The 16692-nt window shown below is 72.3% G+C and carries 13 protein-coding genes; 5 read left to right on the top strand and 8 right to left on the bottom strand.

Annotated elements, in window-relative coordinates; all coding sequences use genetic code 11:
* Positions 1-46 precede the first annotated feature (46 nt).
* The 4 genes from ACSNOA_RS11065 (at position 47) to ACSNOA_RS11050 (ending at position 4486) form a co-directional block, all read left to right on the top strand.
* Positions 47-805, top strand: coding sequence for a zf-HC2 domain-containing protein (locus ACSNOA_RS11065; RefSeq protein WP_436657865.1), 759 nt, complete (start codon positions 47-49; stop codon positions 803-805).
* A 143-nt stretch (positions 806-948) separates the two neighbouring features.
* Entirely contained in the window at positions 949-2292 is a 1344-nt protein-coding gene (locus tag ACSNOA_RS11060; RefSeq protein ID WP_436657864.1) for a glycoside hydrolase family 18 protein, read from the top strand.
* A gap of 121 nt (positions 2293-2413) precedes the next feature.
* Entirely contained in the window at positions 2414-3046 is a 633-nt protein-coding gene (locus tag ACSNOA_RS11055; protein ID WP_436657863.1) for a CG0192-related protein, read from the top strand.
* 108 nt (positions 3047-3154) lie between these two features.
* Complete coding sequence (locus ACSNOA_RS11050) at positions 3155-4486, top strand: alpha/beta hydrolase (protein ID WP_436657862.1); 1332 nt, start codon at positions 3155-3157, stop codon at positions 4484-4486.
* Here the strand turns inward: ACSNOA_RS11050 and ACSNOA_RS11045 are convergent, their stop codons facing one another.
* The 7 genes from ACSNOA_RS11045 to ACSNOA_RS11015 all read right to left on the bottom strand — a co-directional run bounded on the left by ACSNOA_RS11045 (position 4487) and on the right by ACSNOA_RS11015 (position 14338).
* Positions 4487-6148 carry a family 10 glycosylhydrolase gene (locus ACSNOA_RS11045; RefSeq protein ID WP_436657861.1) on the bottom strand — a complete coding sequence of 554 codons (1662 nt, stop codon included), beginning with the start codon at positions 6146-6148 and terminating at the stop codon, positions 4487-4489.
* A gap of 61 nt (positions 6149-6209) precedes the next feature.
* A complete protein-coding gene (locus tag ACSNOA_RS11040) occupies positions 6210-6803 on the bottom strand; it encodes a redoxin domain-containing protein (protein WP_436657860.1) in 594 nt (197 codons plus the stop codon).
* Positions 6800-7234 (bottom strand): hypothetical protein, encoded by a 435-nt coding sequence (locus ACSNOA_RS11035; protein WP_436657859.1) that lies wholly within the window; start codon positions 7232-7234, stop codon positions 6800-6802. Before ACSNOA_RS11035 ends, ACSNOA_RS11040 begins: the two co-directional genes overlap by 4 nt.
* A 76-nt stretch (positions 7235-7310) precedes the next feature.
* Entirely contained in the window at positions 7311-9368 is a 2058-nt protein-coding gene (locus ACSNOA_RS11030; RefSeq protein WP_436657858.1) for a M6 family metalloprotease domain-containing protein, read from the bottom strand.
* A gap of 254 nt (positions 9369-9622) precedes the next feature.
* Positions 9623-12211 (bottom strand): M14 family zinc carboxypeptidase, encoded by a 2589-nt coding sequence (locus tag ACSNOA_RS11025; protein ID WP_436657857.1) that lies wholly within the window; start codon positions 12209-12211, stop codon positions 9623-9625.
* A 196-nt stretch (positions 12212-12407) separates the two neighbouring features.
* Positions 12408-14039 carry an amidase gene (locus ACSNOA_RS11020; protein WP_436657856.1) on the bottom strand — a complete coding sequence of 544 codons (1632 nt, stop codon included), beginning with the start codon at positions 14037-14039 and terminating at the stop codon, positions 12408-12410.
* Complete coding sequence (locus ACSNOA_RS11015; RefSeq protein WP_436657855.1) at positions 14036-14338, bottom strand: hypothetical protein; 303 nt, start codon at positions 14336-14338, stop codon at positions 14036-14038. The genes ACSNOA_RS11020 and ACSNOA_RS11015 overlap by 4 nt, the downstream gene beginning before the upstream one ends.
* Before the next feature lie 225 nt (positions 14339-14563).
* On the opposite strand from ACSNOA_RS11015, the gene ACSNOA_RS11010 reads away from it, so the two are divergent.
* A complete protein-coding gene (locus ACSNOA_RS11010; protein ID WP_436657854.1) occupies positions 14564-16057 on the top strand; it encodes a hypothetical protein in 1494 nt (497 codons plus the stop codon).
* 114 nt (positions 16058-16171) lie between these two features.
* Here ACSNOA_RS11010 and ACSNOA_RS11005 read toward each other — a convergent pair whose 3' ends face one another.
* Positions 16172-16684, bottom strand: coding sequence for a MarR family winged helix-turn-helix transcriptional regulator (locus tag ACSNOA_RS11005; protein WP_436657853.1), 513 nt, complete (start codon positions 16682-16684; stop codon positions 16172-16174).
* Positions 16685-16692: the final 8 nt, after the last annotated feature.

The following is a 16692-nucleotide window of genomic DNA, read 5'->3' as shown; positions in this document are numbered from 1 at the left end:
GGAAAGTCCCGGGAACCGGAGCCGGCTTCCGGACGACTACCGTTACATGGAGTGCGAGCACTGGCGTGAGGTGCTGTCGGCGCAGCTCGACGGCGAGGAGACCCGCGCGGAACGGGACGGGGCCGACGCGCACCTGACCACGTGCGCCGACTGCCGGCGGTGGCTCGACGGGGCCGCCGCCGTGACCCGCCGGGCGCGCCTGTCCGTGGCGGCGCCCCCCGCCGACCTGACGGCCGCCATCCTGGCCGCCGTGCCGGCGCCCCGCGCGTCCCGGCACCGCTCCCGCCTCGTCGTGGGCCTGCGCACGGTGCTGGGGCTCATCGGCGCCCTCCAGCTCGTCCTCGGCCTCGCGCAGATCGGCCGCGGGCCGGGCGCCGCCCACGACCATGCCGCGACCGAGGGGATCCTCTCCGCCGGCCACCTGTGGCACGAGGCGGCCGCGTGGAACGTCGCGATCGGCGCCGGTTTCCTGTTCGTGGCCGCCCGCCGCACCCCGTCGACCGGTCTGCTGCCGATGCTCACCGCGTTCGTCGGCACGCTCGTCCTGCTGTCGGTGAACGACCTCGTGACGGGCCGCGTCGACCCGGCCCGCCTCGTGAGCCACGGCTTCCTGATCGCCGGGTACGCGATCGTGGCCGCCCTGTCCCGTCCTCGGCTGCGCCCAGGGGGCCCGCCGAGCCGGCGACCGAACGACCGGCCCGGGTGGCGCCTGCCCGCCCGGGAGGAGTCCCCCACGCCGCCGCTGCGGGTGCTGCCACCGCCGCATCCCGGCAGCGCGCGCGTCACCGACCGGCCGGCGGCGTAGCGGAGGCGTTCCGGTCGGCGGTCCCGGGTGCTGGCGGAGACCCGGACGTCGCGCGAACCCTTGACCCCGGACAGTGATCGGCTTAGCTTCATCAATCAGAAAGGTCTCTTTACTAATCTCGCTCATCCCTACCGGGAGTGCCGATGCGACCGTTCCGCCACCGCCGCCTCACCGCGCTCGTCGCCCTGACGGCGACGCTCGTCACCATCGCCCCGCCGACCGCCGCGAGCGCCGACCGCGGCTCCGACCGCCGCGCCGGCTACCACCGGGTCGGCTACTTCACCCAGTGGGGCATCTACGGCCGGGCCTTCCCCGTCAAGAAACTCGACACCTCCGGCGCCGCGAGCCGCCTCACCCACGTCAACTACGCCTTCGGCAACGTCAGCGAGGACGGCCGCTGCTTCGTCGACGGCGGCCCGGGCGAGGGCGACGCGTGGGCCGACTACCAGCGCCCCGTCCCCGCCGAGGAGAGCGTCGACGGCGTCGCCGACGCCTTCGGCGAACCGCTCAACGGCAACATCGGCCAGTTGGCCAAGCTCAAGGCCCGGCACCCCGACCTCAAGGTGCTGATCTCGCTGGGCGGCTGGAGCTGGTCGACGTACTTCTCGAACGCGGCCCGCACCGACGCCTCCCGTAAGGCGTTCGTCGCCTCCTGCATCGACCTCTACCTCAAGGGCAACCTGCCGGTCCTCGACGGTGGCAGTGGCGGGCCGGGCGCGGCCGCCGGCGTCTTCGACGGCATCGACCTGGACTGGGAGTGGCCGAACTGGCCGGGTGAGCCGGGCAACGTGGTACGCCCCGAGGACCGGGAGAACTTCACGAAGCTGCTCGCCGAGTTCCGCCGGCAGCTCGACGCGTACGGCCGGAGTACCCGCAAGCACTACGCGCTCACCGCGTTCCTGCCGGCCAACCCCGCGACCATGGACGCCGGGTACGAGGGACGCAAGATCTTCCGGTACCTGGACTTCGCCACCGTCCAGGGGTACGACTTCCACGGCGGCTGGGACGCCGTCACCAACCAGCAGTCGGCGCTGCGCGTGCCGGCCGGTGCGCCGGACGACCCGGACTTCTCCGCCGAGGTGGCCATCGACGGCTGGATCGCCCGTGGCGCGCCGCGCGGGAAGCTGGTCCTGGGCATCCCGTACTACGGTCGCGGCTGGACCGGCGTCACCGGCGGCGGGGACGGCCTGTTCCAGCCCGCAGCCGGGCCTGCGCCGGCCACCTTCGAGCCCGGCTACGAGGACTACCGGCAGCTCAAGACCCTGGCGGGCAACGGGTTCGCCGTGCACCGCGACCTCCGCGCCGGCCACGCCTGGCTGTTCGACGGCACGACGCTGTGGACGTACGACGACCCGGCCGTCGTCCTGCAGAAGACGCTGTACATCCGGCGTGCCGGCCTGGCCGGGGCGATGGCCTGGTCGCTGGACGGCGACGACGACAACGCCACGCTCACGAGGACGATGAGCCTGGGGCTCATGACGCCGTAGAACCCCCACCCAAGTGTCGATCATGCAGTTGTGGTGGGGTACGAACCCGGCGAAGACACAGGTCTCAGGCACCACAACTGCATGATCGACGGGCGGGTGGGGACGACCTATGATCCCGCGTATGGCCCTGCTGCACCGTGCGGAAGTGCACCCCTCGAAGATCGAACTGCTGGCCGCCTGGCTGCCCGGCCGCTCCTGGTTCTCCGGTGAGGCGGGCGCCGACCTCGTGCGCGTCGCGGCGTACCGCTTCGACGACCCGGCCGGCGAGGTCGGGATCGAGACCATGCTCGTGCGGGCCGGCGCCGGGCCGGTCCACCAGGTACCGCTGACCTACCGGGCCGCGCCTGTCGACGGTGCAGAGACGTGGCTCGTCGGCACGTGCGAGCACTCGGTGCTGGGCCGACGCTGGGTGTACGACGCCTGCGGCGACCCGGTCTACGCGGCGGCCCTCGCGGAGGCCGTTCTCGCCGGCGCGGGTCAGGCCCAGGCGTACTTCGAAGTGGACGGCCGGCGCGAGTACCGGGCGCCGAGCATGGCGCTCACCACCGAGGGCGCCCAGCCGGCCGCCGTACCCGGGATCGCCGCCCTCGATCGGGTCGAGGACGGCGACCCGACCCGCATCGTCGCCGGCCCTCTCGACCTGGCCGTGGTCCGGCGCCTGGGCGCCCCCGTCGACCTGCCGGGCAGCCGGCTCACGGGTTCCTGGGAGGGTCAGCCCACCCCGCTGCCGCTGGCGTACGCCTCGGTCCGCTGAGGCGCGACCGGGTCTCAAGCGGCCCTCAGGGTGTGGATTCCCGGCCATCGGCCTGAGACGATACTTGCGCTCCTAGTGCAAAAACACGTCCGCCAATCCGGAGGATCGATGCACACCTCTCGTCGAAGGCTGCTCTCCCTGGTGACCGGGGCGGCGCTCGCCGCCGGCCTGTCCGTCGCCGCCGTCCCGTCCCCCGCCCGGGCCGCGCCCGCCGGGCCGGCGTACCGTCCCGTGATCTTCGTGCACGGCAGCGCCGGATCGGCGTCGCAGTTCCAGACCCAGGCCAAGCGCCTGGCCAGCAACGGCTACCCGATCGACATCATCGAGGCGCACGAGTACGACTCGCCGAACGTCGCCACGATCCTGCCCCAGATCTACGCGGGCCTGGACGCGCGGATCTCCCGGCTCCTGGTGGCGACCGGCGCCGACAAGGTCGATCTGCTCGGCCACTCCCTCGGCACGTTCGTCATGCAGGGCTACCTCGGCAGTTCGCCGGCGCGGGCCGCGCGGGTCGCCCACTACGTCAACCTCGACGGGCGCACCGCCACGGCTCCTCCCGGTGGCGTGCCCACGCTGGCGATCTGGGGCGAGGGCGACCCGACGCGGGCCATCGTGGGCGCGCGGAACGTGTACTTCCCGGACCAGTCCCACACCCAGACCGTGTCGTCGCAGGAGTCGTTCGGGGAGATCTTCCGGTTCTTCCGGGGCCGCGCGCCCCACACGACGCGGATCGTGCCCCAGATCCTCGGCACCGCACGGGTGTCCGGTCGCGCGGTGCTCTTCCCGAGCAACGTCGGCGTCACGGGGGCCACGCTCGAGGTCTACCCGGTGAACCCGCTGACCGGCGCTCGGCTGTCGAACCGGCCCGCGCACCGGGTGCCCCTGACCGGCGACGGCTCGTTCGGGCCGTTCCCGGTGCTCGCCACGGCCCGGTACGAGTTCGCGGTCGTACGCCCCGACGCGGCCACGCACCACTTCTACTTCCAGCCGTTCCTGCGCTCCGACTCGTTCGTACGCCTGCTGACCAGCGCGCCCGGCGAGGGGCTCGGCGCGCTGGTCGACACGAGCGACCGGCACACGGCGCTGACCATCCAGCGGCAGAAGGAGTGGTGGGGTGACCAGGGCGAGGCCGGCGACAAGCTCTGGATCAACGGCCGGAACGTGCTGAACGCGGCGAACGCCCCACGCGCCAAGCGGGCCATCGCCGTCTTCGCGTTCGACGACGGCAGCGACCGGGTCACCGACCTGACCGCGCCGCTGCCGGAGTTCTTCAGCCAGACCTTCATCACCGGCATGGACGTGTTCATTCCGGCCGCGCCCGCGCACCTCGGTCTCGTGTCCATCGCCGTGGACCAGCGCGGCGGCGGGCTCGACGTGGTGACGGTGCCCAACTGGAGGTCCAGCGAGCACCGGGTGACGGTGAACGTCGACGACTTCTGATCAGTCGATGGTCACGGCCGCGCTGAGGCCGCCCTCGTTTCCCACCCGGTCCACACCGGACACGCAGTAGGAGACGGGGCGGCCGGGCGGGGCGGCCGGGTCGACCCACGCCGCATCCCGGGTGGTGCCGACGAGGTGGGCGGCGTCCGCGTCGAGCCGGTAGACGGCGAAGCTCGCGGCGCCGCTCCCCCGCCAGGTCAGCGCCACCCCGCCGCCGTCCGTACGCCGGACGTCGGTGACGGTGGGCGCCGCCGGTGGCGCGGCCGGTAGCTGCGCCATCGGAGGCAGCAGCGCGGGGCCGGCGTAGTGCGCCCTGCGGTACCGGCTCACGGCGCCGAGCTTGTCGGCGCGGACCTGCGTGGCACTGAAGTGCACACTTCCGTTCACTCCGTGCCGGCGGTTGAGGGCCAACTGGCGGTCCAACTCACCCGGGTCACGCCAGGGGCCCCGCTCGCCCACCCGGTAGTCGGCCTGGCCGATGTAGAGCTGCACCCGGGTGCCCTTCACGGTGGCCACCCACCACGGCAGCAGCGTGGCGTAGTCGGCCTTGTCGAACCCGATGGGCCAGTACAGCTGCGGCACCACGTAGTCCAGCCACTCCTTCCGCACCCAGAGCCGCGTGTCGGCGTAGATGTCGTCGTAGCTCTGCAGGCCGGCCGTCGCGGAGCCCGTCTTGTCGGTGCGCTTGTTGCGCCAGATGCCGAACGGGCTGATCCCGAACTTCACCCACGGCTTGGTCGCCTTGATCCGCTCGCTCATCTCACGGACCAGCGTGTTGACGTTGTCCCGGCGCCAGGCGTCCCGGTCGGCGAACCCCCGGCCGTAGCGGGCGTACGTGGCGCCGTCCGGAAAGTCCTGTCCCGCCTCCGGGTACGGGTAGAAGAAGTCGTCGAAGTGCACCCCGTCGACGTCGTACCGCCGGACGGCCTCGAGCATCGCGTCCTCGACGAACCGGCGCGCCTCGGGGATGCCCGGGTTGAAGTAGAGACGGCTGCCGGGCCGGTCGGCGCTGGGATAGGTCACCGCCCAGCCCGGGTGCCGCCGCAGCGGATGCGTCGGCGCGAGCCGGTCCAGCCGCGGACCGGGCCCGCCCACGGACGCCGGCTGGCCGCCCCGGTACGGGTTGAACCAGGCGTGGAACTCGAGGTTGCGGGCATGCGCCTCGGCGACCATGAACTCCATCGGGTCCCAGCCGGGACCGCGGCCGTCGCGGCGCCCGGTCAGCCACTCCGACCAGGGCGCGTACTCCGACGGCCACAGCGCGTCCCCGCTGGGCCGCACGTGCACGAAGACGGCGTTGTGATGGTTGCGCACCGCCAGGTCCAGCCAGGCCCGGTACTCCGCCCGGACCTTCTCGGCCGGCAGGCCGGGCCGGCTCGGCCAGTCGATGTTGTTGACGGTCGTGAGCCACATGCCGCGCAGCTCGCGGGGTGCCCGCGCGGGCCGGCCGGCGCACCCGGTGGCGCCGGCCGTCGCCCCCGGAACGGCCGCCACGTCGAGGACTGCCCCGTCGCGCGGGGCCGCCGCGCCGCCGTCGCCGGTCGCCCGGCGCAGCGACCACGCGCCGCCGGAGACCGCCACGGCGAGCGCGGCGACCACGGCGACGATCACGGAGGTACGAGGGCGGCGGCCGGCGGGAGCGGGCGGGTCGGTGGCGGGCACCGGAACAGTCTGCCAGCGCGCGACGCCGGGGAGACCCGCCGGCGCGTTACTTAACGGTCGGCTAAGGCAGCACCAGTTCGCGCAGCCGGGCGTCGAGCGCGGCCGCGTCGACCCCGCCGGGCCAGCCCCGCAGCAGCGCGCCACCCTTGGCGACGATCACGACGGCCGGGGGTTCGCGGACGGCGTACGACCGCCAGATCGCCCCGTCGTCGTCGACCACGACCGGGTACTCCACCCGGTGGTCCCGCAGGTACCGCTGCAGGTCGTCGGCGGTGTCCTCGGTGGCCACGCCCACGAACGCGACGCTGTCCCGGTGGGTGCGGGCCAGTTCGCTGAGAGCGTCCTGGCGCTGCTGGCAGACGGTGCACCAGGAGCTGAAGAACACGAGCACCACGGGGCGGGCGGCCCACAGGTCGGCGAAGGCGACGCGGGTGCCGTCGGTGAGGGTTCCGGTGACCGCCGGCGCGCCGGGCGCGCCGGACGGGGCCGGGCGCAGCGCGAGGCCCGCGGGCGCGGGGCCGGGCAGCGCCGACGCGCCGCCGGCGAGCGGCGGCTTCGCCGGCGTACCGTCGTCGCCCGAGCAGGCGGTCGTGGCGAGCACGCCGACCAGCGCGAGCGCGACGGCGGTCAGCCGGGTGGCGCGGCGGCGGGTCACGACGGCACCACGGCGACGAGCGCCGGTCCCTCGCTGTCGTTCGGGGTCAGGGCGATGGGCGGGTGCCCGTCGACCACGAGCCGGTAGGCGTCCCGCGCGGCCACCGTGACCGGCACCGCGAACTCGCAGTACGTGGGCACGCGCTCCACCTCGAGGTCCTCCTCGAAGGTCGCCACCGACGTGCCCGCCGGCAGCGCCCCCTCGGCGAGGGTCTCGCCGCCGGCGTCGATCACCTGGAACGGCGCCCGGTTGTGGAAGTGGGTGTAGGGGCCCGTGCCGGCGCACTCGACGCCTTCCGGCCGGATGTTGATGTCGCGTACGAGCACCCGCACGGTCATCGCCGAGGGGGCTTCCTCCGCGTCACCACCGCAGGCGGTCAGCGCGCCGGTGAGCAGCGCCGGCAGCCACAACGCTGCGAGCAGGCGACGCATCGGTCCTCCCAGGTCGTTCCGGAATGGTGCCCGGGGCGGTGGCACGTCGGCCGCCGCCCCGGGCGTTGCCGCGAGGTCAGCCGAGCTGTGCGCGGGGTCGCTCGACCCGGCACTGGCTGGTCACGGTCTTGCTGGGGTCGCTCTCCGAGGTCGCGGTGAGCGTCACCAGGGTGGTCGCGGTCGCGTCGCGGTCGGCGCCGACGGAGACGTTGACCTGGGTGCTGTCGCCGAACTCCGCGGTGGCCAGCTCGTTGGGCAGCTCCACCTTCCAGCCCCGGCCGCCGACGCTCGCCGAGAGACGGTACACGTCGGACTTGAGGTACGCGCTCGCGTCCTCCGGGTGCGACTGCGCCCCGGCCACGTACCGGCCGGTGTTCGCCAGGTCGAAGCTGCAGCTCGCGCCCTTGTCGCCCGGCTTGCCCCGGGTGACGAGCTTGCCCTTCGACAGCTTCACGCCGTGGGTGCTCGGGCCGGCGCCGTCCAGCGAGCGGACGGCCACCGTGTACGACAGCACCCCGTCGCCGTCGCGCCGCAGGTTGAGCACGTAGAAGTGCAGCCGGTTGGCCTCGTCCACGTACTCGTACTCGCTGCCCGAGTTGGCGCCCGCGTGGAAGAGGGCGTCGGACAGCTGCCGGTAGTCACCCATGGTGATCTTCTGCGGGGTGCCGTTCGGCTGGTAGAAGTCCACCATGTCGATGTCCTGCGGGTTCGCGTCGACGACCCAGACGAACGGCGCGCTGTCGTTGTTCTTCGTCTTGCTGATCATCACGCCGTGGTCGGGCGTGAACGAGTCGGCGCCCATCCGGTCGACGACCTCGACCGTGTAGTTGTTGAACCGGCCGCCGTCGCAGAGCGGGTCGGCGCTGGTGTCGCACGCCGGGGAGCGGTCCGCGTCCATGGCGACGTTGATGCCGGTGAGGCCGCCCTCGCCGGCGTCCACGGCACGGGCCGTGACGTCGGCGACGACCATGCCGGAGGAGGCCAGACCCTCCCGCGACAGCCGCAGCGCGTGCTCCTCACCGAGCAGCCCGATCTTCAACTTGTCCCGGAGGGTGTGCAGCGAGCCCATCGAGCCGCCGTTGACCGGCGGGATCTGCCAGCGGGTGTGCGGGCCGCCCGGCCCGTTGAAGGAGCCGCGCGACATCATGCTCCAGATGCCGCTGTAGGCGCGTCGTAGTGGCGTGCCGTACGGGTTGTTGTAGTTGTCACCGATGCTCAGCAGGTGGCTCAGCTCGTGGGCGTACGTGCCCTGACCCGAGCTCTCCGCCTGGGTCGAGGAGCCGCCGCCCGCGTTCGGCCAGATGGTCGAGGCCGCCTTCCAGGACGTCCACGGGACGTACCGGGTCTTCGCGTAGTTGGGCAGGGCGGGGTCCGGAGGGCCCCACGCGTCCGGCACGTCCTCCTTGGTCTGGAACATCATCTGGCCGAACTCCTGCCAGGTGGACGACTCGTCCTGCCCGGCGGAGAGGATGAAAACCAGCTCGAAGCTGTTCGCGACCTCCTCGCCGACGGCGGCGCGCCAGGCGCCGAGCCCGTCGGTGCGGATGTTCCGGGCGCACGTCTCCCCCGACGGGCAGGCGCCCGGGTTGAAGCCATTGTCGATGCCGTACTGGTACGACTTCGCGGGCATCTCGTACGGGCCGAAGCCGCTGAGGTCGACGCCGTACCGGCCGTTGGAGTCCTGCATCCAGTACTCGTGCAGCGTGTGCCCCTTGTTGAGGTCACCCGGCTTGTTGAGGAAGTCCTGGTAGAACTGCGGAACCTGGCTCCGCGGCACGTTGGAGGCGGTCGCCTGCGGGTTGCCGAAGACCGTCGAGCCCGGCGGCTGGGTGATGACGAACGGCTGGTCCGGGTAGTCCAGGGTGACCAGCGCGATCTTGAAGTTGCGGACGGAGCCGCGCACGGTGGGATCGGCCCAGTTCTTGTTGGGCACCGGCTTGTAGTCGTCCCACGTCATCGTGTCGGGGTTCTGCCAGTTCTGCGGGTCGAGCACCTGGAACGGGGCGGGCCCGTCCGGTGGACGGCCCGGCGCCGCGGTGGCCGGTCCGGCGGAGCCGCTCGCGACCACGACGGTCGCGACCGCGGCGGCCAGCACCGAGCGCCACGCGGCGCGCCTGCTGGGCAGAAGGTGCATCGGGTCACCTCTTCAGGTCGGGGGTTGGTAAGGGGGTGATCGGTGCCGGCACCGTTGACCGTCCACATGATCACTTTGTCCCCTGCGAATGTAGGAGCCGGCCCGTCGCGCGGTCACCGTGCAGATGTCGGCAGGTGGACCGGCCCGTCTTCCGACACATGCAGGACACGAGGTCGCCTCGGCCGGTCGTACCGTCGTCGGCGGCCTCGTGGGTGGCCGGGCGCCGACGCGCCCGACCACCCACCGGGGTCAGGTCAGCCCTGACCGCCGAGGTACATCGCGTTGAACAGCAGGCGGTAGGTGCCGTGCGACTGTGCCCGGTGCTGCGGCTTGAAGCCGATCATCACGACCTGCCCCTCGCCCACCTTCGCGGTCACCACGGCGGCCTTCCCGCCGATGACGTCCTCGCCGAGGAGGAAACCGCTCTTCAGCAGGTTCGTCTTCGGCCAGGTGGCCGCCACGGAGACGCCTTGGGCGCCGTCGGCGACCTCGAACGCCGGCCCGTCGGCCACGAACGCCGAGGCGGTCGACCCGAATCCGGCGGCCACCGGGTCGTCAGCGTCGACGTTCAGGTTCAGCACCGACCCGGGGATGTTGTACCGGGTCTCCTCCACACCCTCGGTGACGTCCCGGACCGGCACACCGAACGCCTTGATCGGCAGCTCGGCGGCCTTGTTGAGGGTGACGACCGTGCCACCGGCCGCCACGAACGCCTTCAGGTTGGCCACGCCGGCGTCGGTCATCCCGCCGGTGTACTCCGGCGGCAGGGAGCCCGCCGCCCGGCCGTTGCGCATCGAGTTGTACGTGGCGTCGGGCAGCACGATCGTGTCGAACTTCGCCCGCAGGTCGCCGGCGCGCACGGCCGCGTTCGTGAGCCGCTCGTACCCGAACCCGAACTGGTCGAGGATCAGCCGGGTCCAGCCCTCGTCGTAGTTGTTGAACCCGTCGTACAGGCCGATCCGGGGCGCGGCGAGCGCCGTCACGTTCGCCGGCTTGGCGTCCACGGCCGCGATGCTGAGCCCCAACCGGGTGGCGAGGTCCGTCACCCGCTGGTCGGTGCCGGCCCCGGGCGTGACCAGGAACGTCCCCGCCGGCAGCTTGCCCGTCCGGGTGGTCACCTCGCCGTCGCTGCGTGCCACCTTGTCACCCGCCGCGAGCAGGGCGTTCACGGCCGCCGCGCTGTCGTTGACCCGGGGGTCGAGGGCGTACGCGTACTTCGGTGCGCCCGCCACCACGCCCTTCGGCACGGCCGGCCAGTCGACCTCGACGGTGCTCGCCCGCACGTTCTGGCTGAGCTTGTCGACGGTGACGCCCATCTGGAAGGACAGGGTGTAGCCGGTGATGTCGTACGGCGGTTCCAGCGGGCCGCCCGGGTAGAGCCGGCGGTCCGGGTACTTCTGCGGGTTGAGCAGGTCCAGCACGGCGGCCCGGTAGGGCTGGGCCTCCCGGACGAGGTAGCTCCCGGCCGGGTACCTGCGGTCGCCCACCGTGAACGCGTTCACCGCCCGCTCGACGCGGATGTTGTTCCAGCGCAGCTTGTCCACGAGCTTCGTGGCGGTCGGGAAGTCCGCCTGGTCGGCGGGGATAACGTAGGTGGTCTTCGCGCCGTTTCGTGCCCCGTCCCGGGCCATCTTCGCGACGCCGTTGAGCAGCGCCTCCCGGTCGTCGCTGGCGACCCGCAGCATCGCCCACGACGCCGTCTTGATGTAGTCGCAGCTCTGCGACAGGTGCCACTCGCCGCCGGGCCAGGGGCTGGGGTAGAAGACCGACGGCTCGCTCGTGGAGGTGCCGTCCGCGAAGGTCTTCGGGAAGGTCGCCGGGTCGTAGTAGCGGGGCGTCGCCGAGGCGTGCGCCGTCTCGGTGAGGATGCCGATCTGGTTGTGGTAATACGGCGCGGTCCGCGCGCCGCCGTTCCACCAGATGTCGTACGACTGGCGGGCGAGCGCGCCGACCTTGTCCTCCCGGTCCAGCCGCTGGCCCATCGCGTCGCCCACGAGGTTGACGCCCCGGACCACCTCGGGGTGGATGTTCGGGTTCAGCGGGTCCTCGTACGGCGGGATGCTGATCCGCGCCGGGAAGACGGCGCTCTGGTGCACGTTGTGCATGACCTGCGGAATCCACTCGTGGAACAGCTGACGGCCCACGTTCTGGGTCTCCTGCAGGTTGAACATGTACCAGTCGCGGTTGTTGTCGTGACCCGCGTACTTCTGGTACAGCTCGGGGAAGTTGGCGTCCTGGTAGGGCCCGCCCAGGTTCTTGCGGTACCACTCGGCGACCTTCGTGCCGCCGTCCGGGTTGACGTTCGGCACGAGCAGCGTGATGACGTTGTCCCGGATGGCGCGCGCCTCGGGCGTCTCGCTGGTCACCAGGTCGTACGCGAACTGCGGCGCGGTCTGGTGCCCCGCGACCTCGGTGGAGTGGATGCCGAAGTCGACCCACGCGATGGCCTTGCCGCTCTTGGCCAGCGCCCGCGCCTCCTTCTCGGGGAGCTTGTCGCCCTGCGAGAGCCGCACCGAGGTCTCCTGGTAGCGCCGGAGGTTCTCGGGCTTGAGGTTCTTCTCGGAGGAGACGATGGCCATCAACTGCGGCCGTCCCTCGCTGGTCTTGCCGATCTCCACCAGCTGCATCCGGTCGCTGGCCTTGTCGAGCTTCCGGTAGTAGTCGGCGATCTGCTCGTAGGTCGCCAGCTTGAAGTCGGCGCACGGCGTCCAGCCGATCACGGCCTCCGGCTTCGGGACGCGGTCCCGGGCGGTGGCCGTGGTCGCCGACGTCAACGCCTGCGTGCTGACCAGGGCCAGCACACACGCGACCGGCACCGCCGTTCGAGACAGTCTTCGTTTCACCTGTTCGCCCTCCACAGCACATCGCACGACGGGACAGGAACCGACAGGGGCGGCCGCGCCAGATCGGACGAGATCGATTCAACAGGCTTCGATTCGTCGCGGGAACGGCGCGGCCGGCAATTGAGGAAAACTTGAGCGTCGTCGATCGGCCGGGACCGGCGGAGGGCGGGAGCGCGCTCCCGCCCTCCGCCGGCGTTCACTGCGTGAGCTCGGCGACCTGCTCGGCCGTCAGTCGCGGCGCCTCCGCGGCGCGGGTCCGGGCGGCGGCGGTCGGCGGGTCGGCCGGCCGGCGCAGGTGCCAGTCGGTGACCGCCTGGTACGCGGCCACCACGGACAACAGCCGGTCCTCGGCGTACGGCAGGCCGCCGAGGATGGTGCCGATCGGCAGCCCGGCGTCGGTGAACCCGATCGGGAAGGCGATCTCCGGCAGGCCGATGATGTCGAAGGGCACCGGGTCCGTCTGCACCACCACGTCGCAGGCGCCGAAGAGGCCGTCGAGGACACGCTCCAGAAGCACCAGCTTGGCGCGCTGGCCCGTGATGAACTCGTTGCCGCCCATCAACGCCCCCTGCAGCCAGCTCGTGAGCGTGACCCCGAAGGCGCGCAGATCGGTGCGCAGGTACGGCATGAACGGCTCGCTGCGCTCGGGCAGGCGGACGTTGTTGAAGGTGCCGCCGGTGAGCAGGCTCCACTCCTCGGGCAGGGGCACGTCGACCAGCGTGACGCCGGGGATCGCCGCGAGTTTCGCGAGGTACGCCTGCCGGGCCAGCGCGGTGGCCGAGGTCCCGTCCGTGAAGCCGGGCAGCACGCCGACGCGGGTGTTCCAGCGGAGCCTGACCCGGTTGCGCTGGAGGACGGGGGTGGCCGCGTCGATCAGGTCGGGCACGTCGGGCAGACCCTGGCTGCGGGGGTCCGCGGGGTCCTCGCCGGCCATCGCGGTCAGCATGATGGCGGCGTCCTTGGCGTCACGGGCCAGCGGGCCCGGGTGGTCCCGCGTGTACGTGAGGGGAATGATGCCGGCCGCCGAGACCCGGCCCATGGTCGGCTTGAGACCGGTCAGCCCCTGGGCGTTGGAGGGTGACGTGATCGAACCGCCGGTCTGGGTGCCGATGCCGGAGACGGCCATGCGGCCGGCCACGGCGGTGGCGCTGCCCGTCGAGGACCCGCCCGGGTCGACGCCGGGACTGGTCGGCGCCCAGGCGTTCACCGTGGTGACGACGCCGGCCGGCGTGGTGGCGCGGGTCGTCGCGAGAGGGCCCATCTGCGTCTTGCCGAGCACGACCGCGCCGCTCGCCTTGAGCCGGGCCACGGCGGTCGCGTCGTAGGGCGGTACGAAGTCCTGGAACAGGAAGGAGTTTGCCGTGGTGCGGACGCCCTCGGTGTAGTAGTTGTCCTTCACGGCCAGGGGGATGCCGTGCAGCACGCCGCGCCGGGGGCCGCGGGACGCCGCCCGCGCCGCCGCGACGGCCGCGTCCGCGAGCACGAGGTTGAAGGCCCGGTAGACGCCGTCGTACGTGGCGATGCGCGCCAGGTGCGCCTCGACGAGTTCCTCCGGGCTGAGTTTGCCGGCCCGGATGAGCCAGCCCGCCTCGGCGATGGTGAGTTCGGTGGGGTCGGCGAGCGCTTCGGGCCGGGGCCTGGCGTAGGCGTTGGGCCGGTCCAGCGCCGGGCCTCTCCGCCGCGCCGTTTCGGACGCGGTCCGGGGGTCGGCCGCGGCCGCCATCGCGGGCAGCGCGACGGTGGCACCCGCCGCGGAGGCGGTGGCCAGCGCGGCGGCGCGGGCCAGGAAGGCCCGACGGTCGATCGAACGATCCAACGGCTGGGTCATGCCTTCCGCCATTCCGTGCTGTTCGCGGGGTACAGGATCGGCACGCGCTGCTGCGACAGCGCCCTGGCGGCCTCGGGGTCGGCGGCGTCGGGCGTGGGCGGCTGGTACGCGGCCAGCGAGGCGACCGTGCCCCGCACGAACGAGCGCAGCGAGGCGAGCACGGCGTCCCGCCCCGGGGCGCCGGTCTCCGGGTCGGGCGCGGTGCCGGGCGGCAACTGGTCGAGGTCGATACCGATGGCGGCGAGCCGGGCCCTGATCAGGACGTTCAGGTCGGCGTCGGTGGGCGGCGTAGGGGCCATGGCGCTCCTTCGGGTGCGGCACCGGTCGCCGTGATCCGGCGAAGTGGTCTGAACCTAGGCCGGTCGTCGTAACACGACGGCATGCCGAGCGGGGAAATTGAGCAACATTTGAGTCTGGCCGCCGCCCGCCCCGCCCGACTCCGTCCACACGGGACGCGTAGGCAACCCGCCGCCGCTGGTCCCGGCCGCTATGATCACCCCCGCCATCAACGGGGAGGAATCTTTGTGAATCGTCCACGCCTACTGCGGGCCGCCGCCTGGCTCGGCGCCTGCGCCGTCGGCCTGCTCGGCGCCGGCGCCGTCGCGCCGGTGTCCGCGGTCGCGCTGCCCAAGGGCACGCAGCTCACCTTCGACCACACCGCGCTGGTGCCCGGATCGTTCGGCAAGACCCAGTCGGTCTACCTCTACAACTACGACAGCGACTTCACCCTGCACGACGTGGCGGTCACGATCGACACGTCGAAGCTCGCCGGTGTCGCCACGGCGAAGAAGACGTTCGACTTCGACCCGTGCGAGCAGGCGGGCAGCATCATCACCTGCGCGTTCGACAACCTCACGTCGGAGAGCCAGTTCGCGAGCATCACCTACCTCACCCTCCGGCCGGAGGCAGCGGCCAAGGTCGGCGACGAGGGCGAGGTGAGTGTCAAGGTCACGAGCCGGGAGCAGACGTTCACCAAGACGTCGAAGGTGACCGTCAGCGAGAAGGTCGCGCTCGAGGTCGGGCCGATCATCAGCAAGAAGGCCAAGCCGGGCGACACGTTCACGAACCCGCTCTCGGTGAAGAACGCCGGGGACAACGCGATCACCGGCGTGGACATGTTCTTCCTCTACGAGGCCCCGTTCACGGTGCCGAAGCGGTACAACAACTGCGAGTACGGCAGCTTCGCCGCGTACTGCCACTTCGACACGACGCTGGCCGCCGGCGGGGAGTACGTGCTCTCGGAGGAGCTGCCGTTGCGGCTGCGCCCCGAGGTGCCGGCGCCGGGGGTCGCGGGAGCGTCATTCCAGTTCTCGACCCCGGTCGACGGGCGCGACAACCTCGACATGGTCCGGGCCACCAACCCGACCCGTGGCACCCAGGGCGACCTGCGGCTCGTGAAGAAGCCCGCGACCCTGCGCGCCCAGGGCGCCCAGACCGAGGACTCCGTCTTTCTTGACTCGCAGACCGTGATCCTCACGGTCGAGGGCACGAACCGCGCCGACGTGAGCGCCGTGGGCGCCGAGGTGCGCGGCGCCGTCGGGTCGACGGTCACGGCCGCGGTCGGGGTCCGGAACCTCGGTCCCGCGTACGCCTCGGGCCTCACGGAGCCAGCCGCGATGGTCACCGTCACTCCGCCGAAGGGCACCACCGTGACCACGGTGCCGGCCGGCTGCGAGAAGGCCGACGCCGCGTACGTCTGCACGACGGCGGTCCACCCGCTCGAGGTCGACCAGGCCGTCACGTGGAGCTTCGGGCTGCGCATCGACACCGCCGGGGAACTGCGCGGTTCGGTGACCGCCACGCCCTCGAACCCGGACGCGGCGACGGGCAACGACGTGGCCGAGCTGGTCGTGAACCGGGCCGGCGCCGCCGGCGGCGGTGGGGGCGCGGAGGACCCGTCCCTGCCCATCACCGGCACGTCCGGGATCGTGCTGGGCGGTGCCGCCGCCGCGCTGCTGGCCGTGGGCGCCGCCCTGTTCGTGGTGGCGCGCCGCCGCCGTACGCGTTTCGTCGCCTGACGGGCGCGCCCGGTGCGCCGCGCGTCGTGAGGCGCCGTCGACCGGAACGCGCCGGCGAACGAAAGGCCCTGGTCGGACACACGTCCGGCCAGGGCCTTCGCGGTTTTGGCGGGACTACTGCGTGGGCCGCGCGTCGAGGTGCGCGCGCAGCGCCGCGGCGATCTCGCCGGCCGCGGCGATCTGCTCCGGCGTGAGGGCGTCGACGAAGAGCTCGCGGATGGCGCGCAGGTGGGGAACGGTTGCTCCCCGGAACGCCTCGGATCCGGTGGCCGTGAGCAGGATCTCCGCTCCCCGGGGGTCGGTGGCACACTCCTGGCGTTGGATGAGCCCGCGCCGCTCCATCCGCCCGAGGTGGTGCGAGAGCCGGCTGCGCTCCCAGCCGATGTGCGCCGCGAGCTCGGACGAGCGCATCTGCCGGTCCTGCGCCTCGCTGAGGGCGAGCAGAACGGCGTAGTCGCCGGGCGAGAGCGAGGAGTCGCTCTGGAGCCGGGAGGCGATCCGGGACTTGACCACCTCGGTCGTCTCGACGAAGGAGCGCCAGGCGCGCAGTTCCTCCGCGTTCGGTAGCCGGCGTCCCTTCCGCCGGTCGGGTGTGGCCATCGTCATGCTCGCCCCCCTGATTGACATGTCAATTA

Source organism: Micromonospora sp. URMC 103, assembly GCF_051386435.1.
In the GTDB taxonomy this organism is placed as follows: Bacteria; Actinomycetota; Actinomycetes; order Mycobacteriales; family Micromonosporaceae; genus Micromonospora.
This window is presented reverse-complemented; position numbering and strand designations above follow the sequence as displayed.

Bases quoted from the DNA above. Each gene is read 5' to 3' on its own strand.
- ACSNOA_RS11065 (WP_436657865.1), top strand. From the start codon at position 47: ATGGAGTGCGAGCACTGGCGTGAGGTGCTGTCGGCGCAGCTCGACGGC.
- ACSNOA_RS11060 (WP_436657864.1), top strand. From the start codon at position 949: ATGCGACCGTTCCGCCACCGCCGCCTCACCGCGCTCGTCGCCCTGACG.
- ACSNOA_RS11055 (WP_436657863.1), top strand. From the start codon at position 2,414: ATGGCCCTGCTGCACCGTGCGGAAGTGCACCCCTCGAAGATCGAACTG.
- ACSNOA_RS11050 (WP_436657862.1), top strand. From the start codon at position 3,155: ATGCACACCTCTCGTCGAAGGCTGCTCTCCCTGGTGACCGGGGCGGCG.
- ACSNOA_RS11035 (WP_436657859.1), bottom strand. From the start codon at position 7,234: ATGCGTCGCCTGCTCGCAGCGTTGTGGCTGCCGGCGCTGCTCACCGGC.
- ACSNOA_RS11030 (WP_436657858.1), bottom strand. From the start codon at position 9,368: ATGCACCTTCTGCCCAGCAGGCGCGCCGCGTGGCGCTCGGTGCTGGCC.
- ACSNOA_RS11020 (WP_436657856.1), bottom strand. From the start codon at position 14,039: ATGACCCAGCCGTTGGATCGTTCGATCGACCGTCGGGCCTTCCTGGCC.
- ACSNOA_RS11015 (WP_436657855.1), bottom strand. From the start codon at position 14,338: ATGGCCCCTACGCCGCCCACCGACGCCGACCTGAACGTCCTGATCAGG.
- ACSNOA_RS11005 (WP_436657853.1), bottom strand. From the start codon at position 16,684: ATGTCAATCAGGGGGGCGAGCATGACGATGGCCACACCCGACCGGCGG.